At 61.5% G+C, this 15,757-nt stretch carries 13 protein-coding genes; 11 read left to right on the plus strand and 2 right to left on the minus strand.

Going from position 1 to position 15,757, the window contains the following annotated elements:
- Window positions 1–15: 15 nt before the first annotated feature.
- The 4 genes from rng to tldD all read left to right on the plus strand — a co-directional run bounded on the left by rng (window position 16) and on the right by tldD (window position 7,721).
- The gene (rng, locus tag HX824_RS08600) at window positions 16–1,473 is read left to right on the plus strand and encodes a ribonuclease G (protein ID WP_003216085.1); all 1,458 of its coding nucleotides are present in this window, start codon (window positions 16–18) and stop codon (window positions 1,471–1,473) included.
- 76 nt (window positions 1,474–1,549) lie between these two features.
- Entirely contained in the window at window positions 1,550–5,365 is a 3,816-nt protein-coding gene (locus HX824_RS08605; protein ID WP_177054433.1) for a YhdP family protein, read from the plus strand.
- Between the two features lie 48 nt (window positions 5,366–5,413).
- Entirely contained in the window at window positions 5,414–6,262 is an 849-nt protein-coding gene (locus HX824_RS08610; protein WP_008437218.1) for a carbon-nitrogen hydrolase family protein, read from the plus strand.
- Window positions 6,263–6,278: 16 nt separating this feature from the next.
- The gene (tldD, locus tag HX824_RS08615) at window positions 6,279–7,721 is read left to right on the plus strand and encodes a metalloprotease TldD (protein WP_010170608.1); all 1,443 of its coding nucleotides are present in this window, start codon (window positions 6,279–6,281) and stop codon (window positions 7,719–7,721) included.
- Window positions 7,722–7,766: 45 nt separating this feature from the next.
- Here tldD and yjgA read toward each other — a convergent pair whose 3' ends face one another.
- Entirely contained in the window at window positions 7,767–8,288 is a 522-nt protein-coding gene (gene yjgA / locus HX824_RS08620) for a ribosome biogenesis factor YjgA (protein ID WP_003216092.1), read from the minus strand.
- Window positions 8,289–8,396: 108 nt separating this feature from the next.
- Here yjgA and pmbA point away from each other — a divergent pair, with 108 nt between their 5' ends.
- The 6 genes from pmbA (at window position 8,397) to HX824_RS08650 (ending at window position 13,666) form a co-directional block, all read left to right on the plus strand.
- Window positions 8,397–9,743, plus strand: coding sequence for a metalloprotease PmbA (gene pmbA / locus HX824_RS08625; protein WP_003216094.1), 1,347 nt, complete (start codon window positions 8,397–8,399; stop codon window positions 9,741–9,743).
- A 149-nt stretch (window positions 9,744–9,892) separates the two neighbouring features.
- Window positions 9,893–10,288 carry a hypothetical protein gene (locus tag HX824_RS08630; protein ID WP_008434319.1) on the plus strand — a complete coding sequence of 132 codons (396 nt, stop codon included), beginning with the start codon at window positions 9,893–9,895 and terminating at the stop codon, window positions 10,286–10,288.
- The gene (locus HX824_RS08635) at window positions 10,281–11,657 is read left to right on the plus strand and encodes an aspartate ammonia-lyase (protein WP_008434316.1); all 1,377 of its coding nucleotides are present in this window, start codon (window positions 10,281–10,283) and stop codon (window positions 11,655–11,657) included. The genes HX824_RS08630 and HX824_RS08635 overlap by 8 nt, the downstream gene beginning before the upstream one ends.
- A 27-nt stretch (window positions 11,658–11,684) precedes the next feature.
- Entirely contained in the window at window positions 11,685–12,128 is a 444-nt protein-coding gene (locus HX824_RS08640; protein WP_003216099.1) for a hypothetical protein, read from the plus strand.
- Between the two features lies 1 nt (window position 12,129).
- On the plus strand, window positions 12,130–12,741 hold the full coding sequence (locus tag HX824_RS08645) for a superoxide dismutase (RefSeq protein ID WP_003216101.1): 612 nt from the start codon (window positions 12,130–12,132) through the stop codon (window positions 12,739–12,741).
- Window positions 12,742–12,772: 31 nt separating this feature from the next.
- Entirely contained in the window at window positions 12,773–13,666 is an 894-nt protein-coding gene (locus HX824_RS08650; RefSeq protein ID WP_087692866.1) for a ZIP family metal transporter, read from the plus strand.
- A gap of 13 nt (window positions 13,667–13,679) precedes the next feature.
- Here HX824_RS08650 and HX824_RS08655 read toward each other — a convergent pair whose 3' ends face one another.
- On the minus strand, window positions 13,680–14,630 hold the full coding sequence (locus HX824_RS08655; protein WP_177054434.1) for a GlxA family transcriptional regulator: 951 nt from the start codon (window positions 14,628–14,630) through the stop codon (window positions 13,680–13,682).
- A gap of 114 nt (window positions 14,631–14,744) precedes the next feature.
- Between HX824_RS08655 and HX824_RS08660 the strand changes: the two genes are divergently transcribed.
- Window positions 14,745–15,746, plus strand: coding sequence for an SLAC1 anion channel family protein (locus HX824_RS08660; RefSeq protein WP_008434304.1), 1,002 nt, complete (start codon window positions 14,745–14,747; stop codon window positions 15,744–15,746).
- Window positions 15,747–15,757: the final 11 nt, after the last annotated feature.

The raw sequence follows: 15,757 nt of genomic DNA on the forward strand, positions 1-15,757 counted from the left end.
GAACGAGACCCAGCCATGAGTGAAGAGATTCTGATCAATATCACGCCGATGGAATCGCGCGTGGCGGTGGTAGAGAACGGTGTTCTGCAAGAAGTGCACGTCGAGCGCACCCAAAAGCGCGGGATCGTCGGCAATATTTATAAAGGCAAGGTCGTGCGTGTGTTACCGGGGATGCAAGCGGCGTTCGTCGACATCGGCCTGGACCGCGCTGCGTTTATCCATGCTTCGGAAATCTCCCTGCGCGAAGGCCCAGCGGTCGAAAGCATCAGCGCCCTGGTGCACGAAGGGCAGAGCCTGGTGGTGCAAGTCACCAAGGATCCGATTGGCTCAAAGGGCGCACGGCTGACCACGCAACTGTCGATTCCTTCGCGCTACCTGGTGTACATGCCGCGCACGGCCCACGTCGGTATTTCCCTGAAAATCGAAGATGAAGCCGAGCGCGAGCGCCTGAAAAAGGTGGTCAGTGACTGCGTGGCGCTGGAAGGTATCAAGGAGGCCGGCGGCTTTATCCTGCGTACTGCCGCAGAAGGTGCCGGTGCCGATGAAATCCTCATGGACATCCGCTACCTGCGCCGCCTCTGGGACCAGATCGGAGCGCAGATCAAGACCATTGGCGCCCCCAGCGTGATCTACGAAGATCTCGGCCTGGCCCTGCGCACCTTGCGCGACCTGGTCAGCCCGAAGATCGAGAAAATTCGCATCGACTCGCGGGAAACCTTCCAGCGCACTACGCAATTTGTTGCCGAGCTGATGCCGGAAATCGCCGATCGCCTGGAGCATTACCCGGGCGAGCGGCCGATTTTCGACCTGTATGGCGTCGAAGACGAAATCCAGAAAGCCCTTGAGCGCAAAGTGCCGCTCAAGTCCGGCGGTTACCTGGTAGTGGACCCGGCGGAAGCCATGAGCACTATCGACGTGAATACCGGTGCCTTTGTGGGCCATCGCAATCTCGAAGAAACCATCTTCAAGACCAACCTCGAAGCGGCCACCGCGATCGCCCGCCAGCTGCGCCTGCGCAACCTGGGCGGGATCATCATCATCGACTTCATCGACATGGAAGACGAAGAGCACCAGCGCCAGGTGCTGCGTACCCTGGAGAAGCAACTAGAGCGCGATCACGCCAAGACCAACATCATCGGCATCACCGAGCTGGGCCTGGTGCAGATGACCCGCAAGCGCACCCGCGAAAGCCTCGAGCAAGTGCTGTGCGAGCCGTGCAGCAGTTGCCAGGGGCGCGGTAAGTTGAAGACCCCGGAAACGGTTTGCTACGAGATTTTCCGGGAAATCTTACGGGAGGCACGCGCCTACCAGGCCGAGGGCTATAGAGTCCTGGCTAACCAGAAGGTGGTCGACCGTTTGCTGGATGAAGAATCCGGCAACGTAGCCGAGCTGGAGGGTTTTATCGGGCGCACCATTCGCTTCCAGGTCGAAACCATGTATTCCCAGGAACAATATGACGTGGTGCTGCTCTGATTCGCGTTAGTTCTTATCAACGAGACGGGCAGGCCTTGATCTGCCGTCCGACTATTGCCTTTGAGGGTCGCCTGACATGGAGCGTCTGATACGCTTTTTTGCCGCATTGACCCGCTGGGGCCTCGGCCTGTGCGCCTTGCTGCTGGTATTGGCGGCGGTGTACGTGAGCCTGGGCCGTGAATTGACGCCGTTGGTGGCGGAATACCGTGGCGAAATCGAGGCCAAGGCGCGTACTGCGCTGGATATGCCCGTGAACATCGGCAGCCTGGAAGGGCGCTGGAGTGGCTTCGCGCCGGTATTGTTGGCTCACGACGTGATGGTCGGCGAGGGCAGCAGCGCCCTGCGCCTGGACCAGGTGCAAGTGGTGCCGGATATCTGGGCCAGCCTGCTGGCGCGTGAAGTGCGCATTGCCCACCTGGAAGTCAGCGGCCTGCAAGTCAGCGTGAAGGAAGACCAGGACGGCCACTGGGCGCTGCAAGGCCTGCCGGTGCAGGATGACCAGCCGCTGGATCCCGAACAACTGCTGACGCGCATGCAAATGGTCGGGCAGGTTTCATTGCTCGACAGCCAGGTGACGCTGCAGCCGTTCGACCAGGCTCCGCTGACCTTGACCTATGTCGGCGTGAGCCTGCAGACCGGCGCCAACCGCCAGCGCCTGGACGCGCGCCTGACCCTGCCCGACGGCCAGCCCCTGGCGTTGAACCTGCGCACCCGAATCCGCGCCAGCCAGTGGAAAGACGGCGAAGCCGAGGCTTACCTGAGCTTGCCCCAGAGTGACTGGGCAAAATGGATCCCGGCAAAACTGACCCAGCAATGGAAACTTACCGAACTCAAGGCCGGCGGCGAATTCTGGCTGACCTGGGCCAAGGGCACCGTGCAAAGCGCCGCCGTGCGCCTCAACGCCCCGCAGCTCAAGGGCAGCTATGCCGATCGCAAGCCGACTCATATTGAGAACCTGGCCCTCACTGCGTACCTGCAACGCAATGACAGCGGCCTCAAGGTGCTGTTTGACTCGCTCGCAATGAACCTCGGCGACACCCGCTGGGAATCGCGCCTGCAACTGCAGCAAACCCTGGCCACCGACAAGGCCCAGGAAGTCTGGAACCTGCAGGCCGATCGCCTCGACCTGACGCCGATCACGCCATTGCTGCACGCCTTGGCACCCTTGCCGGAAGCCGTGGCCACCACCCTGGATCATCTGAAGGCCACCGGCACGCTGCGGAACGTGTTGCTGGATTATCGGCCTCAAGACACCACCGACCAGCGCGTGAGCTTCGCGGCCAACCTCGACCGTATTGGTTTCGACGCTTACTTCGGCGCACCGGCAGCCCGCAATGTCAGCGGCAGCATCAGCGGTGACCTGGGCAAGGGCGAGTTGCGCATGGACAGCAAGGATTTCTCCTTGCACCTGTTTCCGATCTTCGCCAAGCCCTGGCAGTACATCCAGGCCAACGCCCGCCTGACGTGGAAGCTCGACAAGGAAGGCTTCACCCTGATCGCGCCGTATATCAAGGTGCTGGGCGAGGAGGGCAAGGTCGCCGCCGACTTCCTGATTCGCCTGCATTTCGACCATAGCCAGGAAGACTACATGGACCTGCGGGTCGGTATGGTCGACGGCGATGGCCGCTTCACCCCCAAATACCTGCCGGCGGTGTTGAGCCCGGCATTCGATGAGTGGCTGCGCACTGCGATTCTCAAGGGTGCAGTGGACGAGGGCTTCTTCCAGTACCAAGGCTCGCTGAACCACGACGCACTGCCTGCCTCGCGCAATATCAGCCTGTTCTTCAAGGTGCATGATGCCGAGCTGGCATTCCAGCCGGGCTGGCCGCACGTGAGCAAGGTCAAGGGTGAAGTGTTTGTCGAGGAAAGCGGCGTGCGCATCCTGGCCAGCAAGGGCCAGTTGCTCGACACCAAGGTCAATGATATCTACGTCAACATTCCCCACGCCCCCGAAGGCAAGGACAGTCACCTGCTGCTCACCGGCAACTTTGCCGGTGGCCTGGGCGATGGCCTGAAAATCCTTCAGGAAGCGCCGATCGGCACCGCCTCGACCTTCGCCGGCTGGAAAGGCGAGGGCGACCTGCAAGGCAAGCTGGACCTGGATATTCCCCTGGCCAAGGGCGCCGATCCCAAGATCGTGGTGGATTTCAAGACCGACAAGTCCCGCCTGCAACTGGCCGAGCCTACGCTGGACCTGAGCCAGCTCAAGGGTGATTTCCGCTTCGACAGCGCCAAGGGCCTGAGTGGCCAGAACATCAGCGCCCAGGCCTTCGACCGACCGATCACCGCGCAGATTTTCGCCGATGGCAAGCCAGGCGACCTCAACACCCGCGTCACCGCGAAAGGGCAGGTGACCGTCAAGCGGCTGACTGACTGGCTGAAGGTCAGCCAGCCGTTGCCGGTGTCCGGCGATATCCCCTACCAATTGCAGCTCAACCTCGATGGCGCCGACAGCCAGTTGATGGTCAGCTCCAACCTCAAGGGCGTGGCCGTGGACCTGCCGGCGCCGTTCGGCATGCCGGCGAGCCAGGGCCGCGACAGTGTGTTCCGCATGACCTTGCAGGGTAAGGAGCGCCGTTACTGGTTCGATTATGGCGAGTTGGGCAGCTTCACCTTCGCCGCCCCGGCGGACAATTTCGCCGACGGCCGGGGTGAGCTGTTCCTGGGAGATGGCGATGCGGTGTTGCCGGCCGGCAAGGGCTTGCGAATCCGCGGCGTGTTGTCGGAGCTGGATATCGACCCCTGGAAAAAGCTCGTGGACCGCTACGCCGGCAACGACCCGGGTGGCAGTGCCAAGCAGTTGTTGAGCGGGGCCGATTTCAAGGTCGGCAAGTTGACCGGTTTCGGCACCCAGTTCGACCAGGTCAGCTTGCAGCTGGACCGCAAACCCGCTGCCTGGGGCTTGCAGTTCGACAGCCAGCAGGCCAAGGGTACCGTGGGGTTGCCGGACGCCAAGGGCGCGCCGATTGCAGTCAACCTGCAGTACGTGAAGCTGCCTGCGGTGGATCCGACCGTGCAGGCGGATGAAAATGCGCCGGACCCATTGGCTGATGTTGATCCCAAGGATATTCCCGCGCTGGATATCTCGATTGCCCAGTTGTTCCAGGGCCCGGAGCTGGTAGGTGCCTGGTCTCTGAAAGTTCGCCCGACCACCAGGGGCATGGCGTTCAACAGCCTGAACCTGGGGCTCAAGGGCATGGTGCTCCAGGGCGCCGGCGGTTGGGAAGGTGCACCCGGTGCCAGCAGCAGTTGGTACAAGGGCCGCCTCGATGGCAAGAACATTGGCGACGTGCTCAAGGGCTGGGGATTTGCGCCGAGCGTGACCAGCGAAGATTTTCACGTGGACGTGGACGGCCGCTGGCCGGGTTCGCCGGCCTGGGTAGGTCCCAAGCGTTTCTCCGGCAGCCTGGACGCCAGTTTCCGCAAAGGCCAGTTTGTTGAAGTGGACGGCGGTGCGCAGGCCCTGCGGGTGTTTGGCTTGCTGAACTTCAACTCCATCGGTCGCCGGCTGCGCCTGGACTTCTCGGACTTGCTTGGCAAGGGCTTGAGTTATGACCGGGTCAAGGGCTTGCTGGCCGCCAGTAACGGCGTGTTTGTAACCCGTGAGCCGATCACCATGACCGGCCCGTCGAGTAACCTGGAGATCAACGGCACCCTGGACCTGGTGGCTGATCGCGTCGATGCCAAGTTGCTGGTGACGCTGCCGGTCACCAACAACCTGCCGATTGCTGCATTGATCGTCGGCGCGCCGGCCATTGGCGGGGCGCTGTTCCTGATCGACAAGCTGATTGGCGACCGTGTTTCGCGTTTCGCCAGCGTACAGTACAAGGTAGAAGGCCCGTGGAAGGACCCGAAAATCACCTTCGACAAGCCATTTGAAAAGCCAAACTGAGTACCTGTGGAGTAGCATGGCCGCATGCCTTTTCTGGAGTGTGGGCCCATGTCCTTTGCGGTAATTCAAATGGTCAGCCAAAGCGATGTGCTGGCCAACCTGGCTCAGGCCCGGCGCCTGCTGGAGCAAGCGGCGGCGGGCGGTGCAAGGCTTGCGGTACTCCCGGAAAACTTCGCCGCCATGGGCCGTCGCGATGTGGCCGATATCGGTCGCGCCGAGGCCTTGGGCGAAGGTCCGATCCTGCCATGGTTGAAACAGACCGCCCGCGACCTCACCTTATGGATAGTGGCCGGCACTTTGCCGCTGCCCCCAAAGGATCAGCCGAACGCCAAGTCCAATGCCTGCTCGCTGCTGATCGATGATCAGGGCGAAATCGTTGCCCGCTACGACAAGCTGCACCTGTTCGATGTCGATGTGGCCGATGCCCGGGGTCGTTATCGTGAATCCGATGACTATGCTCATGGTAGCCAGGTGGTCGTGGCGGATACGCCGGTCGGCCGCCTGGGGCTGACGGTGTGTTACGACTTGCGCTTCCCGGAGCTATACAGCGAATTGCGCGCTGCGGGTGCCGAGTTGATCACCGCGCCCTCGGCCTTTACAGCGGTAACCGGCGCCGCGCACTGGGATGTGCTGATCCGTGCGCGTGCCATCGAGACCCAGTGCTACCTGCTGGCGGCCGCCCAGGGTGGCGTGCATCCGGGGCCCAGGGAAACCTTCGGGCATGCAGCGATCATCGACCCATGGGGGCGCGTGCTGGCACAACAGGATCAAGGCGAGGCGGTGTTGTTGGCCGAACGCGATAGCAGCGAACAGGCGTCGATACGGACGCGCATGCCGGTGGCGGGCCACCGGCGCTTTTTCTCGCAGGGCGCACAGCGACCTGCTTCAGAACGATGAATTTAAGGCCAAACCTATGAGCGAGTTGTTGTCCTCAGTCAGTGAACACCTCCTGGCGCCTGGTGGCGTGACCATCGAAAGCTTGCAAACGGTCCTCGGCGATCTGGCCGGGCCAGGCATCGACGCGGCCGACCTGTATTTCCAGGGGCAGATTTCCGAGTCCTGGGCCCTGGAAGACGGGATCGTCAAGGAAGGCAGCTTCAACCTCGACCAAGGCGTGGGTGTGCGTGCGCAGTCCGGTGAAAAAACCGGCTTTGCCTACAGCAACGCCATCACCCTGGAAGCCCTGGGGCTGGCGGCTCGCGCAGCGCGTTCGATCTCCCGTGCCGGGCAAAACGGCACGGTGCAGGCGTTCAGCACCCAGGACGTGGCCCAGCTGTATGCCCCGGATAACCCATTGGAAGTGATCAGCCGCGCCGAAAAGGTCGAGCTGCTCAAGCGTGTGGACGCGGCGACCCGCGCCCTGGATCCGCGTATCCAGCAAGTCACCGTAAGCATGGCCGGGGTGTGGGAACGCATCCTCGTGGCCTCCACCGATGGCGGCCTGGCGGCGGATGTGCGGCCGCTGGTGCGCTTCAATGTCAGCGTGATCGTTGAACAGAATGGCCGTCGCGAGCGCGGTGGCCATGGCGGCGGTGGGCGTACCGACTACCGTTATTTCCTCACCGAAGACCGCGCCATGGGGTATGCCCGTGAAGCGTTGCGCCAGGCCCTGGTCAATCTGGAAGCAATTCCGGCCCCGGCGGGTACGTTGCCGGTGGTATTGGGCTCTGGCTGGTCCGGCGTGCTGCTGCATGAAGCGGTGGGCCACGGCCTGGAAGGTGATTTCAACCGCAAGGGCAGTTCCGCCTACAGCGGGCGCATGGGCGAGATGGTTGCGTCCAAGCTCTGCACCATCGTCGATGACGGTACCCTGGCCGGGCGTCGCGGTTCGTTGAGCGTCGATGACGAAGGCACCCCGACCGAGTGCACCACACTGATCGAAAACGGTGTGCTCAAGGGCTACATGCAAGACAAGCTCAACGCGCGCCTGATGGGCGTGGCCCGCACCGGTAACGGTCGTCGCGAGTCCTACGCGCACCTGCCGATGCCGCGCATGACCAACACCTACATGCTCGGCGGCGAAAGCGATCCGGCCGAAATCATCGCCTCGGTGAAACGCGGCATCTACTGCGCCAACCTCGGTGGTGGGCAGGTGGACATCACCAGCGGCAAGTTCGTGTTCTCCACCAGCGAGGCGTATTTGATCGAAGACGGCAAGATCACCGCGCCGGTCAAGGGTGCAACGTTGATTGGCAACGGCCCGGAAGCCATGAGCAAGGTGTCGATGGTCGGTAACGACCTGTCGCTGGACAGCGGTGTGGGGACGTGCGGCAAGGATGGTCAGTCGGTGCCGGTGGGTGTCGGCCAGCCAACCTTGAAAATCGATGCGATCACCGTGGGTGGTACGGGGTCGTAAGAACGGGAGCTTCGGGTGGCGAAGGCCGCCACCCGGGGAAGAGGGTCAGCGCAGGCCGCGTTGACTATCGTCCAGCTCACGGATGTATTTGAAGATTTTTCGGCTGGAGGCCGGTGGCTTGCTTTGCGCCAGTTCGTGCTGGGCCTGACGGATCAGGGAGCGCAATTGTTGGCGATCGGCATCCGGGTACTCGATGACGAACTTCTCCAGTACCGCGTCATCGCCAGCGATCAGGCGATCACGCCAGCGTTCCAGGTTATGGAAGCGCTCGTTGTACTGGCGAGTGGAGGCATCGAGTTGATCGAGCAACGTCAGAATGGCGTCAGTGTCCTGGTCGCGCATCAGTTTGCCGATGAACATGAGGTGCCGTTTACGCGCGATATTCGCGGTGTGCTTGGGCGCATCGTTCAGAGCCCGGCGCAGGGCGTCGGTCAATGGCAGTTTTGCACACAAGTCAGGCTTGAGTGTTGTAAGGCGCTCGCCGAGGTCAACCAGAGCATGCAGCTCGCGTTTGACCTGAGATTTGCTTTTCTCCCCATCGAGGGAGTCGTCGTAAGAATCAACCATGGTGGCAGTCCGCAAAGAAACGCCGCCATGATAACCAGTCGGGGGCCGCTTGTCCGGCCCGGTCGCTAGAAGGCCTTAACCGAAAGCAGAATTTGAGTGGAGAAAACCATGAGTGCAGCCCAAAGCGTCGGTCCGCAAGCGTTACCGGCACTGCAGGAACAAGTCGAGCAGATCATTGCCGAGGCCAAGCGCCAGGGGGCCAGTGCCTGTGAAGTGGCGGTGTCCCTGGAGCAGGGGTTGTCGACATCGGTGCGCCAGCGGGAAGTGGAAACCGTCGAATTCAACCGCGACCAGGGGTTTGGCATCACCTTGTACGTGGGCCAACGCAAGGGCTCGGCCAGCACTTCTGCCAGCGGCCCGGAAGCGATTCGCGAAACTGTTGCTGCAGCGCTGGCGATTGCCAAGCACACCTCCGAAGATGAAAGCTCCGGCCTGGCTGATGCAGCCCTGATGGCTCGGGACTTGAAGGATTTTGACCTGTTCCATGCCTGGGACATCACCCCGGAACAGGCTATTGAACAAGCATTGACCTGTGAAGCGGCGGCATTCGATGCCGACAGCCGGATCAAGAACGCCGATGGCACCACCTTGAGTACTCATCAGGGTTGCCGCGTATACGGCAACAGCCACGGTTTTATCGGCGGTTATGCCTCGACGCGTCACAGCCTGAGCTGCGTGATGATCGCCGAAGCCAACGGCCAGATGCAGCGTGATTACTGGTACGACGTGAACCGCCAGGGCGAATTGCTGATGGATCCGGTACTCATCGGCCAGCGTGCCGCGCAGCGTGCTGCCAGCCGCCTGGGCGCGCGCCCGGTGCCGACCTGTGAAGTGCCGGTGTTGTTCTCGGCGGAACTGGCCGGTGGTTTGTTCGGCAGTTTCCTTGGGGCGATTTCCGGCGGCAACCTGTACCGCAAGTCGTCGTTCCTGGAAGGCGCGATTGGCCAGAAGCTGTTCCCGGAATGGCTGACCATCGATGAGCGCCCGCACCTGATGCGCGCCATGGGCAGTTCGTCGTTTGACGGTGATGGCCTGGCCACCTATGCCAAGCCGTTCGTCGAGAACGGTGAGCTGGTGTCCTATGTGCTGGGCACCTACGCCGGTCGCAAACTCGGCCTGCCAAGCACCGCCAACTCCGGTGGCGTACACAACCTGTTCATCACCCATGGCGATGAAGACCAGGCGGCGCTGTTGCGGCGCATGGGCCGTGGCTTGCTGGTCACCGAGTTGATGGGCCATGGCCTGAATATGGTCACGGGTGATTACTCCCGTGGTGCGGCGGGTTTCTGGGTGGAAAACGGCGAAATCCAGTTCGCCGTGCAGGAAGTGACCATCGCGGGCAACATGCGTGACATGTTCAAGCAGATTGTCGCGGTGGGTAATGACCTGGAACTGCGCAGCAACATCCGCACCGGTTCGGTGTTGATCGAAAAGATGACCGTCGCCGGCAGCTAATCCGCCGACAGGCGCCATAAAGAAGGCGCGCCACCCATTGGGTGGCGCGCCTTTTTTTGTGCCTGGAATTCCGAGTGATTCCCTCAGGCTCTTGTTTTGATTCTCAATATCATTTAATAATAAATATCATTACCGAATGAGTGTGGATCATGAGTTCTGTCCTGCATGAGGATCCCTACCTGGAAAGCTGGCGTTGGATGAGTCGTCAGATTCGTTGCGGCCTTGCTCCCGACGAGCCCCGCCTGATCGAACATTATCTGGCCGAAGGCCGATACCTCGCCTGTTGCACTGCGACCCACCCGTGGACCATCGGCGAAACCTCATTCCGCCTGCTGCTGGACACCGCCTCCGACATCGCCTTGCCCTGGCACTGGCGGTCCATGTGCCTGGACCAGGCCTGGCGCCCGTTGCGCGACCTGGAAAAACTTTCCCACTGTGCCTGCCGCCTCAAGCGCTGGCAGACCTTTGCCTGGCAATTGGCGACCTGCGAATTGCTGCCATCGATTTCTCACTCTGACCTGGTGCAAGGATCTTCCGATGAGTAACACCCGTATCGAACGCGACAGCATGGGCGAACTGCAAGTGCCCGCCGAGGCCCTGTATGGCGCACAAACCCAGCGTGCGGTGAACAACTTTCCCATCAGCCACCAGCGCATGCCGGCGCAGTTCATTCGTGCGTTGATCCTGGCCAAGGCTGCCGCCGCTAAAGCTAACGTCGAGCTGAAACAACTGAGCGAAGCCCAGGGCAAGGCCATCGTTGATGCCGCCCAAGGCTTGCTGGAAGGCGATTTCATGCAGCATTTCCCGGTGGATATCTTCCAGACCGGTTCCGGCACCAGCTCCAACATGAACGCCAACGAAGTGATTGCGACCCTCGCCAGCCGCTTGCTGGGCGAGCCGGTCAACCCTAACGATCACGTCAACTGCGGCCAGAGCAGCAACGACATCATCCCGACCACCATTCACGTCAGCGCGGCGCTGGTGCTGCATGAGCAAACCCTGCCGGCGCTGCTGCACCTGGTCCAGGTGATCGAGCACAAGGCCGAGGAGGTGCACCGTTTCGTCAAGACCGGTCGGACGCATCTGATGGACGCCATGCCGGTGCGCATGAGCCAGGTGCTCAATGGCTGGGCGCAGCAGCTCAAGGCCAATATCGGCCATCTGCAAGACCTGCTGCCGAGCTTGCAGGCGCTGGCCCAGGGTGGCACTGCAGTCGGCACCGGGATCAATGCGCATCCGGAGTTTGCAGCGCGCTTCAGCCAGCAACTGAGCAGCCTGACCCACGTCCAGTTCACCCCAGGCAAGAACCTGTTCGCGCTGATCGGCTCCCAGGACACGGCCGTCGCGGTCTCCGGGCAGCTCAAGACCACCGCCGTGTCCCTGATGAAAATCGCCAACGACCTGCGCTGGATGAACTCCGGCCCATTGGCGGGCCTTGGTGAAATCGAGCTGGAAGGCCTGCAGCCGGGCTCTTCGATCATGCCCGGCAAGGTCAACCCGGTGATCCCGGAAGCCACCGCCATGGTTGCCGCACAAGTCATCGGCAACGACACGGTGATTACCATCGCCGGCCAGTCCGGCAACTTCGAACTCAACGTGATGCTGCCGATCATTGCCCAGAACCTGCTCGGCAGCCTGGAGTTGCTGGCCAACTCCAGCCGACTGCTGGCCGACAAGGCCATCGCCAGCTTCAAGGTCAACGAAGCCAAGCTCAAGGAAGCGCTGTCGCGCAATCCGATCCTGGTGACCGCACTCAACCCGATCATCGGTTACCAAAAGGCCGCCGAAATCGCCAAGAAGGCCTATCAACAAGGCCGCCCGGTGATTGATGTGGCGCTCGAACATACCGACTTGCCCCGCAGCCAACTGGAAATCCTGCTGGATCCGGAAAAGCTCACGGCTGGCGGCGTGTAATCACCGACCCTGCTTTGGAGGCTCACCATGGAGCACTGGAAACGCACGATCGAACGGGCCAATCGCTGCTTTATGGCGGGCGAGCTGGTAGATGCCCGCGAGGCCTACCTGCAAGCCCTGGCCCTGGCTCAAGTGTTGTTTGAGCGCTGGGCGGATGCCGACGAAGCGGTGGCGGCTTGCGTCATTTCCCATCACAACCTGGCCGACCTGCACTTGCGCCTGAACCAGCCGGAAGAAAGCGCGGAATACCTCTGCGCCATTCACCAGCGCCTGTTGCAGACCATGCAAGACACCCGTCTTAACCCGCTATTGCGGGAAGCGGCCCTGCGCCAGAGCAGCAAGACCTACGTCGAACTGCTGAATTTCATCAGCGATCACGGTGAGTACCCACGTACCCACCGCCTGCTGGGCAGCAACGTGGCGCCATCGGATGCGTCGACCCGCAACAGCCCTTTTTATGGAGCTCATTGATATGTCCTACACCTTGCCGGCCTTGCCTTACGCCTACGATGCCCTTGAACCGCATATCGACGCGCAAACCATGGAGATCCACTACACCAAGCACCACCAGACCTACATCAACAACCTCAACGCAGCCGTCGAAGGCACCGAGTTTGCCGCTTGGCCGGTGGAGAAACTGGTGTCCAGCGTCCAGCAACTGCCGGAAAAACTCCGGGCGGCGGTGATCAACCAGGGCGGCGGCCACGCCAACCACTCGTTGTTCTGGGCTGTCATGTCGCCCAAGGGCGGCGGCAAGCCAGACGGCGCGCTGGGTAACGCCATCGACGAGCAGTTGGGCGGTTTCGACGCCTTCAAAGAGGCCTTCACCAAAGCTGCCTTGACCCGTTTCGGCAGCGGCTGGGCGTGGTTGAGCGTGACGCCGCAAAAGACCCTGGTGGTGGAAAGCAGCGGCAACCAGGACAGCCCGTTGATGAACGGCAATACGCCAATCCTCGGCCTGGACGTCTGGGAACACGCTTATTACCTGCTGTACCAGAACCGTCGTCCGGAATACATCAATGCGTTCTACAGCGTCATCAACTGGCCGGAAGTTGCCGGCCGCTACCAGGCTGCGCTGGGCTGAAACTCCTCTATAACAAGATCTAAGGCCGACTATGGGCACTGAAACACTGGCGATCAGCAGCGTGCGAATGTTTCGTTATGCGTTTGGCTCGCTGCTGCTATTGGCAGGAACTGCATTGCTGGTGGCCCAAGGGCTGGCCTGGCTTGACCTGGAACCGCGCATCCTGCGTGCCTTGCAGGGCGGGGCCATCTGCGCGCTCGGCACCGCCCTGGGTGCCGTGCCGGTACTGGTGATCCGCCGGATGCCATTGGCGGTGAGCGACACGCTGCTCGGCTTCGGTGCCGGGGTGATGTTGGCCGCTACGGCGTTTTCGCTGATCGTGCCGGGTATTGCGGCTGCCCAAAGCCTGGGGCTGACGCCATGGGGCGCCAGTGGATTGATCAGTTTCGGCATCATGCTGGGCGCGTTCGGGCTGTATCTGGTGGATCGCAAGGTCTCCGGCGCGAGCCCGGAAATGCTGGTGGGCAGTCCGGATCATCCGGTGATACCGCCGCGTATCTGGCTGTTTGTGTTCGCCATCATTGCCCACAACATTCCCGAAGGCATGGCCGTGGGTGTCTCGGCAGGCGGCGGCATGCCGGATGCCGACAGCCTCGCCATGGGTATTGCCTTGCAGGATGTGCCGGAGGGACTGGTGATTGCGTTGGTGCTGGCCGGGGCAGGGATGTCGCGGGTCAAGGCGTTCCTGATCGGCGCAGCGTCAGGGCTGGTGGAGCCGGTGTTTGCGGTGCTGTGTGCCTGGCTGGTGAGCCTGGCTCAGGTGCTGTTGCCGCTGGGGCTGGCGCTGGCGGCCGGGGCCATGCTGCTGGTGGTGACTCACGAAGTCATTCCCGAGTCGCGGCGCAATGGCCATGACAAGCTCGCCAGCCTGGGGCTGTGTATCGGGTTTTGCTTGATGATGGTGATGGATACGGCGTTGGGCTGAGGCTGTCGCACTTCTACAAGAAGCGCTTGCGGTAGTCGCTGGGGGTAACGCCCAGGCGGCGAACGAAGGCGCGCCGGAACCCATCAACATTGGCATAGCCGACCTGATCGGCCAGGCGTTTGAGCGAGACATTCGAGCCTTCGATCAGCCGCCGTGCCTGGTCGATACGTGCCAGCTCCACGAACTCGGCAGGGGTGAATCCACCCTCGGCCTTGAATACCCGGGCAAAGTTGCGTTCGCTCATGTCAGCGCGCTGGGCCAGCAATGCCACGCTCAGGTCTGCGGCCAGGTTGTCGACGATATAGGTCTGTATCTGGCGAATGTTCGTGCGCTCTGCGGTCTGTGCCGCCAGTTGGGCGCTGAACTGTGACTGGCCGCCCGGCCGTTTGAAGTACATCACCATTTCCCTGGCCACACTGAGCGCCAAATCACGGCCGTGGTCCTCCTCGACTAACGCGAGCGCCAGATCCATACCGGCCGTCACACCGGCGGAGGTGTACAGGTTACCGTCGCGGATAAAAATGCTGTCCGGTTCGACCACGGCATCGGGGTATTGCCGGGCCAGCAATGCACTGGAATTCCAGTGCGTGGTGACGCGTCGCCCGACCAGCAAGCCAGCAGCCCCCAGCACAAAAGCGCCACTGCAAACCGAGCCTATCCGCCGCACGCGCGTGGCCTGGTAGCGCACCCAGTCCCGCAGGTGGGCGTCGTGTGCCACGTCATTCACGCTGGGGCTTCCTGCGATCAGCAGCGTATCGATAGCCCCCTTGAACGTCTCGATGGAGTCATCCGTGGCCAGGCGAAGCCCACTGGTTCCCTTGATCTGCCCCGCGACGGTACCGATGACCGAGATCCGGTATGCACGGGAATTGCCCAATTGCCTGGCCGCTTCAGCGAACACATCGGCAGGGCCCACGACATCCAGCATTTGCACACGGGGAAACGCCAGGAGGGCAATTCGCATGGTGTCGGTCTCCGTAGTGGAAATGGCTGAAATCGTCGTTAAGCGACACTATAGGACAGAGGGGAGGTAGGCGACACTGTCCGTCGCGTGCTTTATCGTCAACCGGAGACCCGCATGAGCATCTGTAACGCGCCACTTCCCCCCTTCGCTGTCGAATCGAGCGAGCGGTCGGGGTCCATCAAGAACCTTCCCATCAATTTGTTTGGCGCCGTGATGGGGTTGGCCGGCCTGAGCCTGGCCTGGCAGTCCGCCAGTGAATATGTGGCTTACGCGCAAATGATCGGAGCGGTCATTGGTGGGTTTGCCATTCTGGTGTTTATCGCACTGGTGGCGGGGTATCTCACCAAATGGGTTAAATACCCTGCGGCGGTCAAAGCCGAGTTCAATCACCCGATATCAGGAAATTTCTTTGGCACGGTGACGATCGCGTTGCTGCTGCTGTCGGCAGTCGTAGGTTCAGCTAGCACCCTGATCAGCCAGGGGCTTTGGATGTTGGGTAGCCTGCTGACCATGATCCTGGCGGCAATTGTGCTCTCGCGACTGTTGTCCGGTAATCAGGAGTCGCAATATGCCGTGCCTGCCTGGCTGATCCCGGGGGTGGCGGCGCTCGACATCGCGGTGACAGGTGCCCACATGCCCATGGCGTGGGCATACGAGTTCAATCTGTTCGCGATGGCGGTAGGGAGTGTGATTGCGCTGGTGTTCTTCACGCGAATTTTTTCACGTCTGGTTCACGAGCCGGTGATGGCCAAAGGTATGACACCTTCGCTGATGATACTTATCGCCCCCTTTGAAGTCGGCTTTCTGGCTTACACCAACTTCTTTGGCAGCGTCGACTACTTTGCCAGCGTGCTCTTCTACTTTGGCCTGTTCCTGTTTGGGGTGCTGGCATTCAAAGTATTCCGTCAGGCCGCGCCTTTTTCTCCTGCCTGGTGGGCAATCAGCTTTCCGATTGCGGCATTGAGCAACGCTGCGTTGAAATATGCCGATGCCAAAGGAAGCGTGATCCTGGAAGCGATTGCCTATCTGATCCTGGCTTTCCTGACGATCGCCCTGGCCGTACTGACGGTCAAGACGTTGAAGATTCTGTTCAACGGCAAACTGCTGTCCAACTGACGCAGGGGAGG

The sequence above is a fragment of the Pseudomonas sp. D4002 genome (assembly GCF_013385665.1).
Classification (GTDB): domain Bacteria; phylum Pseudomonadota; class Gammaproteobacteria; order Pseudomonadales; family Pseudomonadaceae; genus Aquipseudomonas.

What these genes read in the sequence shown, in the direction of transcription:
- HX824_RS08660 (WP_008434304.1), top strand. Translation starts at nt 14,745, where the DNA reads ATGAGCATCTGTAACGCGCCACTTCCCCCCTTCGCTGTCGAATCGAGC.
- pmbA (WP_003216094.1), top strand. Translation starts at nt 8,397, where the DNA reads ATGAGTGCAGCCCAAAGCGTCGGTCCGCAAGCGTTACCGGCACTGCAG.
- HX824_RS08635 (WP_008434316.1), top strand. Translation starts at nt 10,281, where the DNA reads ATGAGTAACACCCGTATCGAACGCGACAGCATGGGCGAACTGCAAGTG.
- tldD (WP_010170608.1), top strand. Translation starts at nt 6,279, where the DNA reads ATGAGCGAGTTGTTGTCCTCAGTCAGTGAACACCTCCTGGCGCCTGGT.
- HX824_RS08640 (WP_003216099.1), top strand. Translation starts at nt 11,685, where the DNA reads ATGGAGCACTGGAAACGCACGATCGAACGGGCCAATCGCTGCTTTATG.
- HX824_RS08645 (WP_003216101.1), top strand. Translation starts at nt 12,130, where the DNA reads ATGTCCTACACCTTGCCGGCCTTGCCTTACGCCTACGATGCCCTTGAA.
- yjgA (WP_003216092.1), bottom strand. Translation starts at nt 8,288, where the DNA reads ATGGTTGATTCTTACGACGACTCCCTCGATGGGGAGAAAAGCAAATCT.
- HX824_RS08630 (WP_008434319.1), top strand. Translation starts at nt 9,893, where the DNA reads ATGAGTTCTGTCCTGCATGAGGATCCCTACCTGGAAAGCTGGCGTTGG.
- HX824_RS08650 (WP_087692866.1), top strand. Translation starts at nt 12,773, where the DNA reads ATGGGCACTGAAACACTGGCGATCAGCAGCGTGCGAATGTTTCGTTAT.
- rng (WP_003216085.1), top strand. Translation starts at nt 16, where the DNA reads ATGAGTGAAGAGATTCTGATCAATATCACGCCGATGGAATCGCGCGTG.
- HX824_RS08610 (WP_008437218.1), top strand. Translation starts at nt 5,414, where the DNA reads ATGTCCTTTGCGGTAATTCAAATGGTCAGCCAAAGCGATGTGCTGGCC.
- HX824_RS08655 (WP_177054434.1), bottom strand. Translation starts at nt 14,630, where the DNA reads ATGCGAATTGCCCTCCTGGCGTTTCCCCGTGTGCAAATGCTGGATGTC.
- HX824_RS08605 (WP_177054433.1), top strand. Translation starts at nt 1,550, where the DNA reads ATGGAGCGTCTGATACGCTTTTTTGCCGCATTGACCCGCTGGGGCCTC.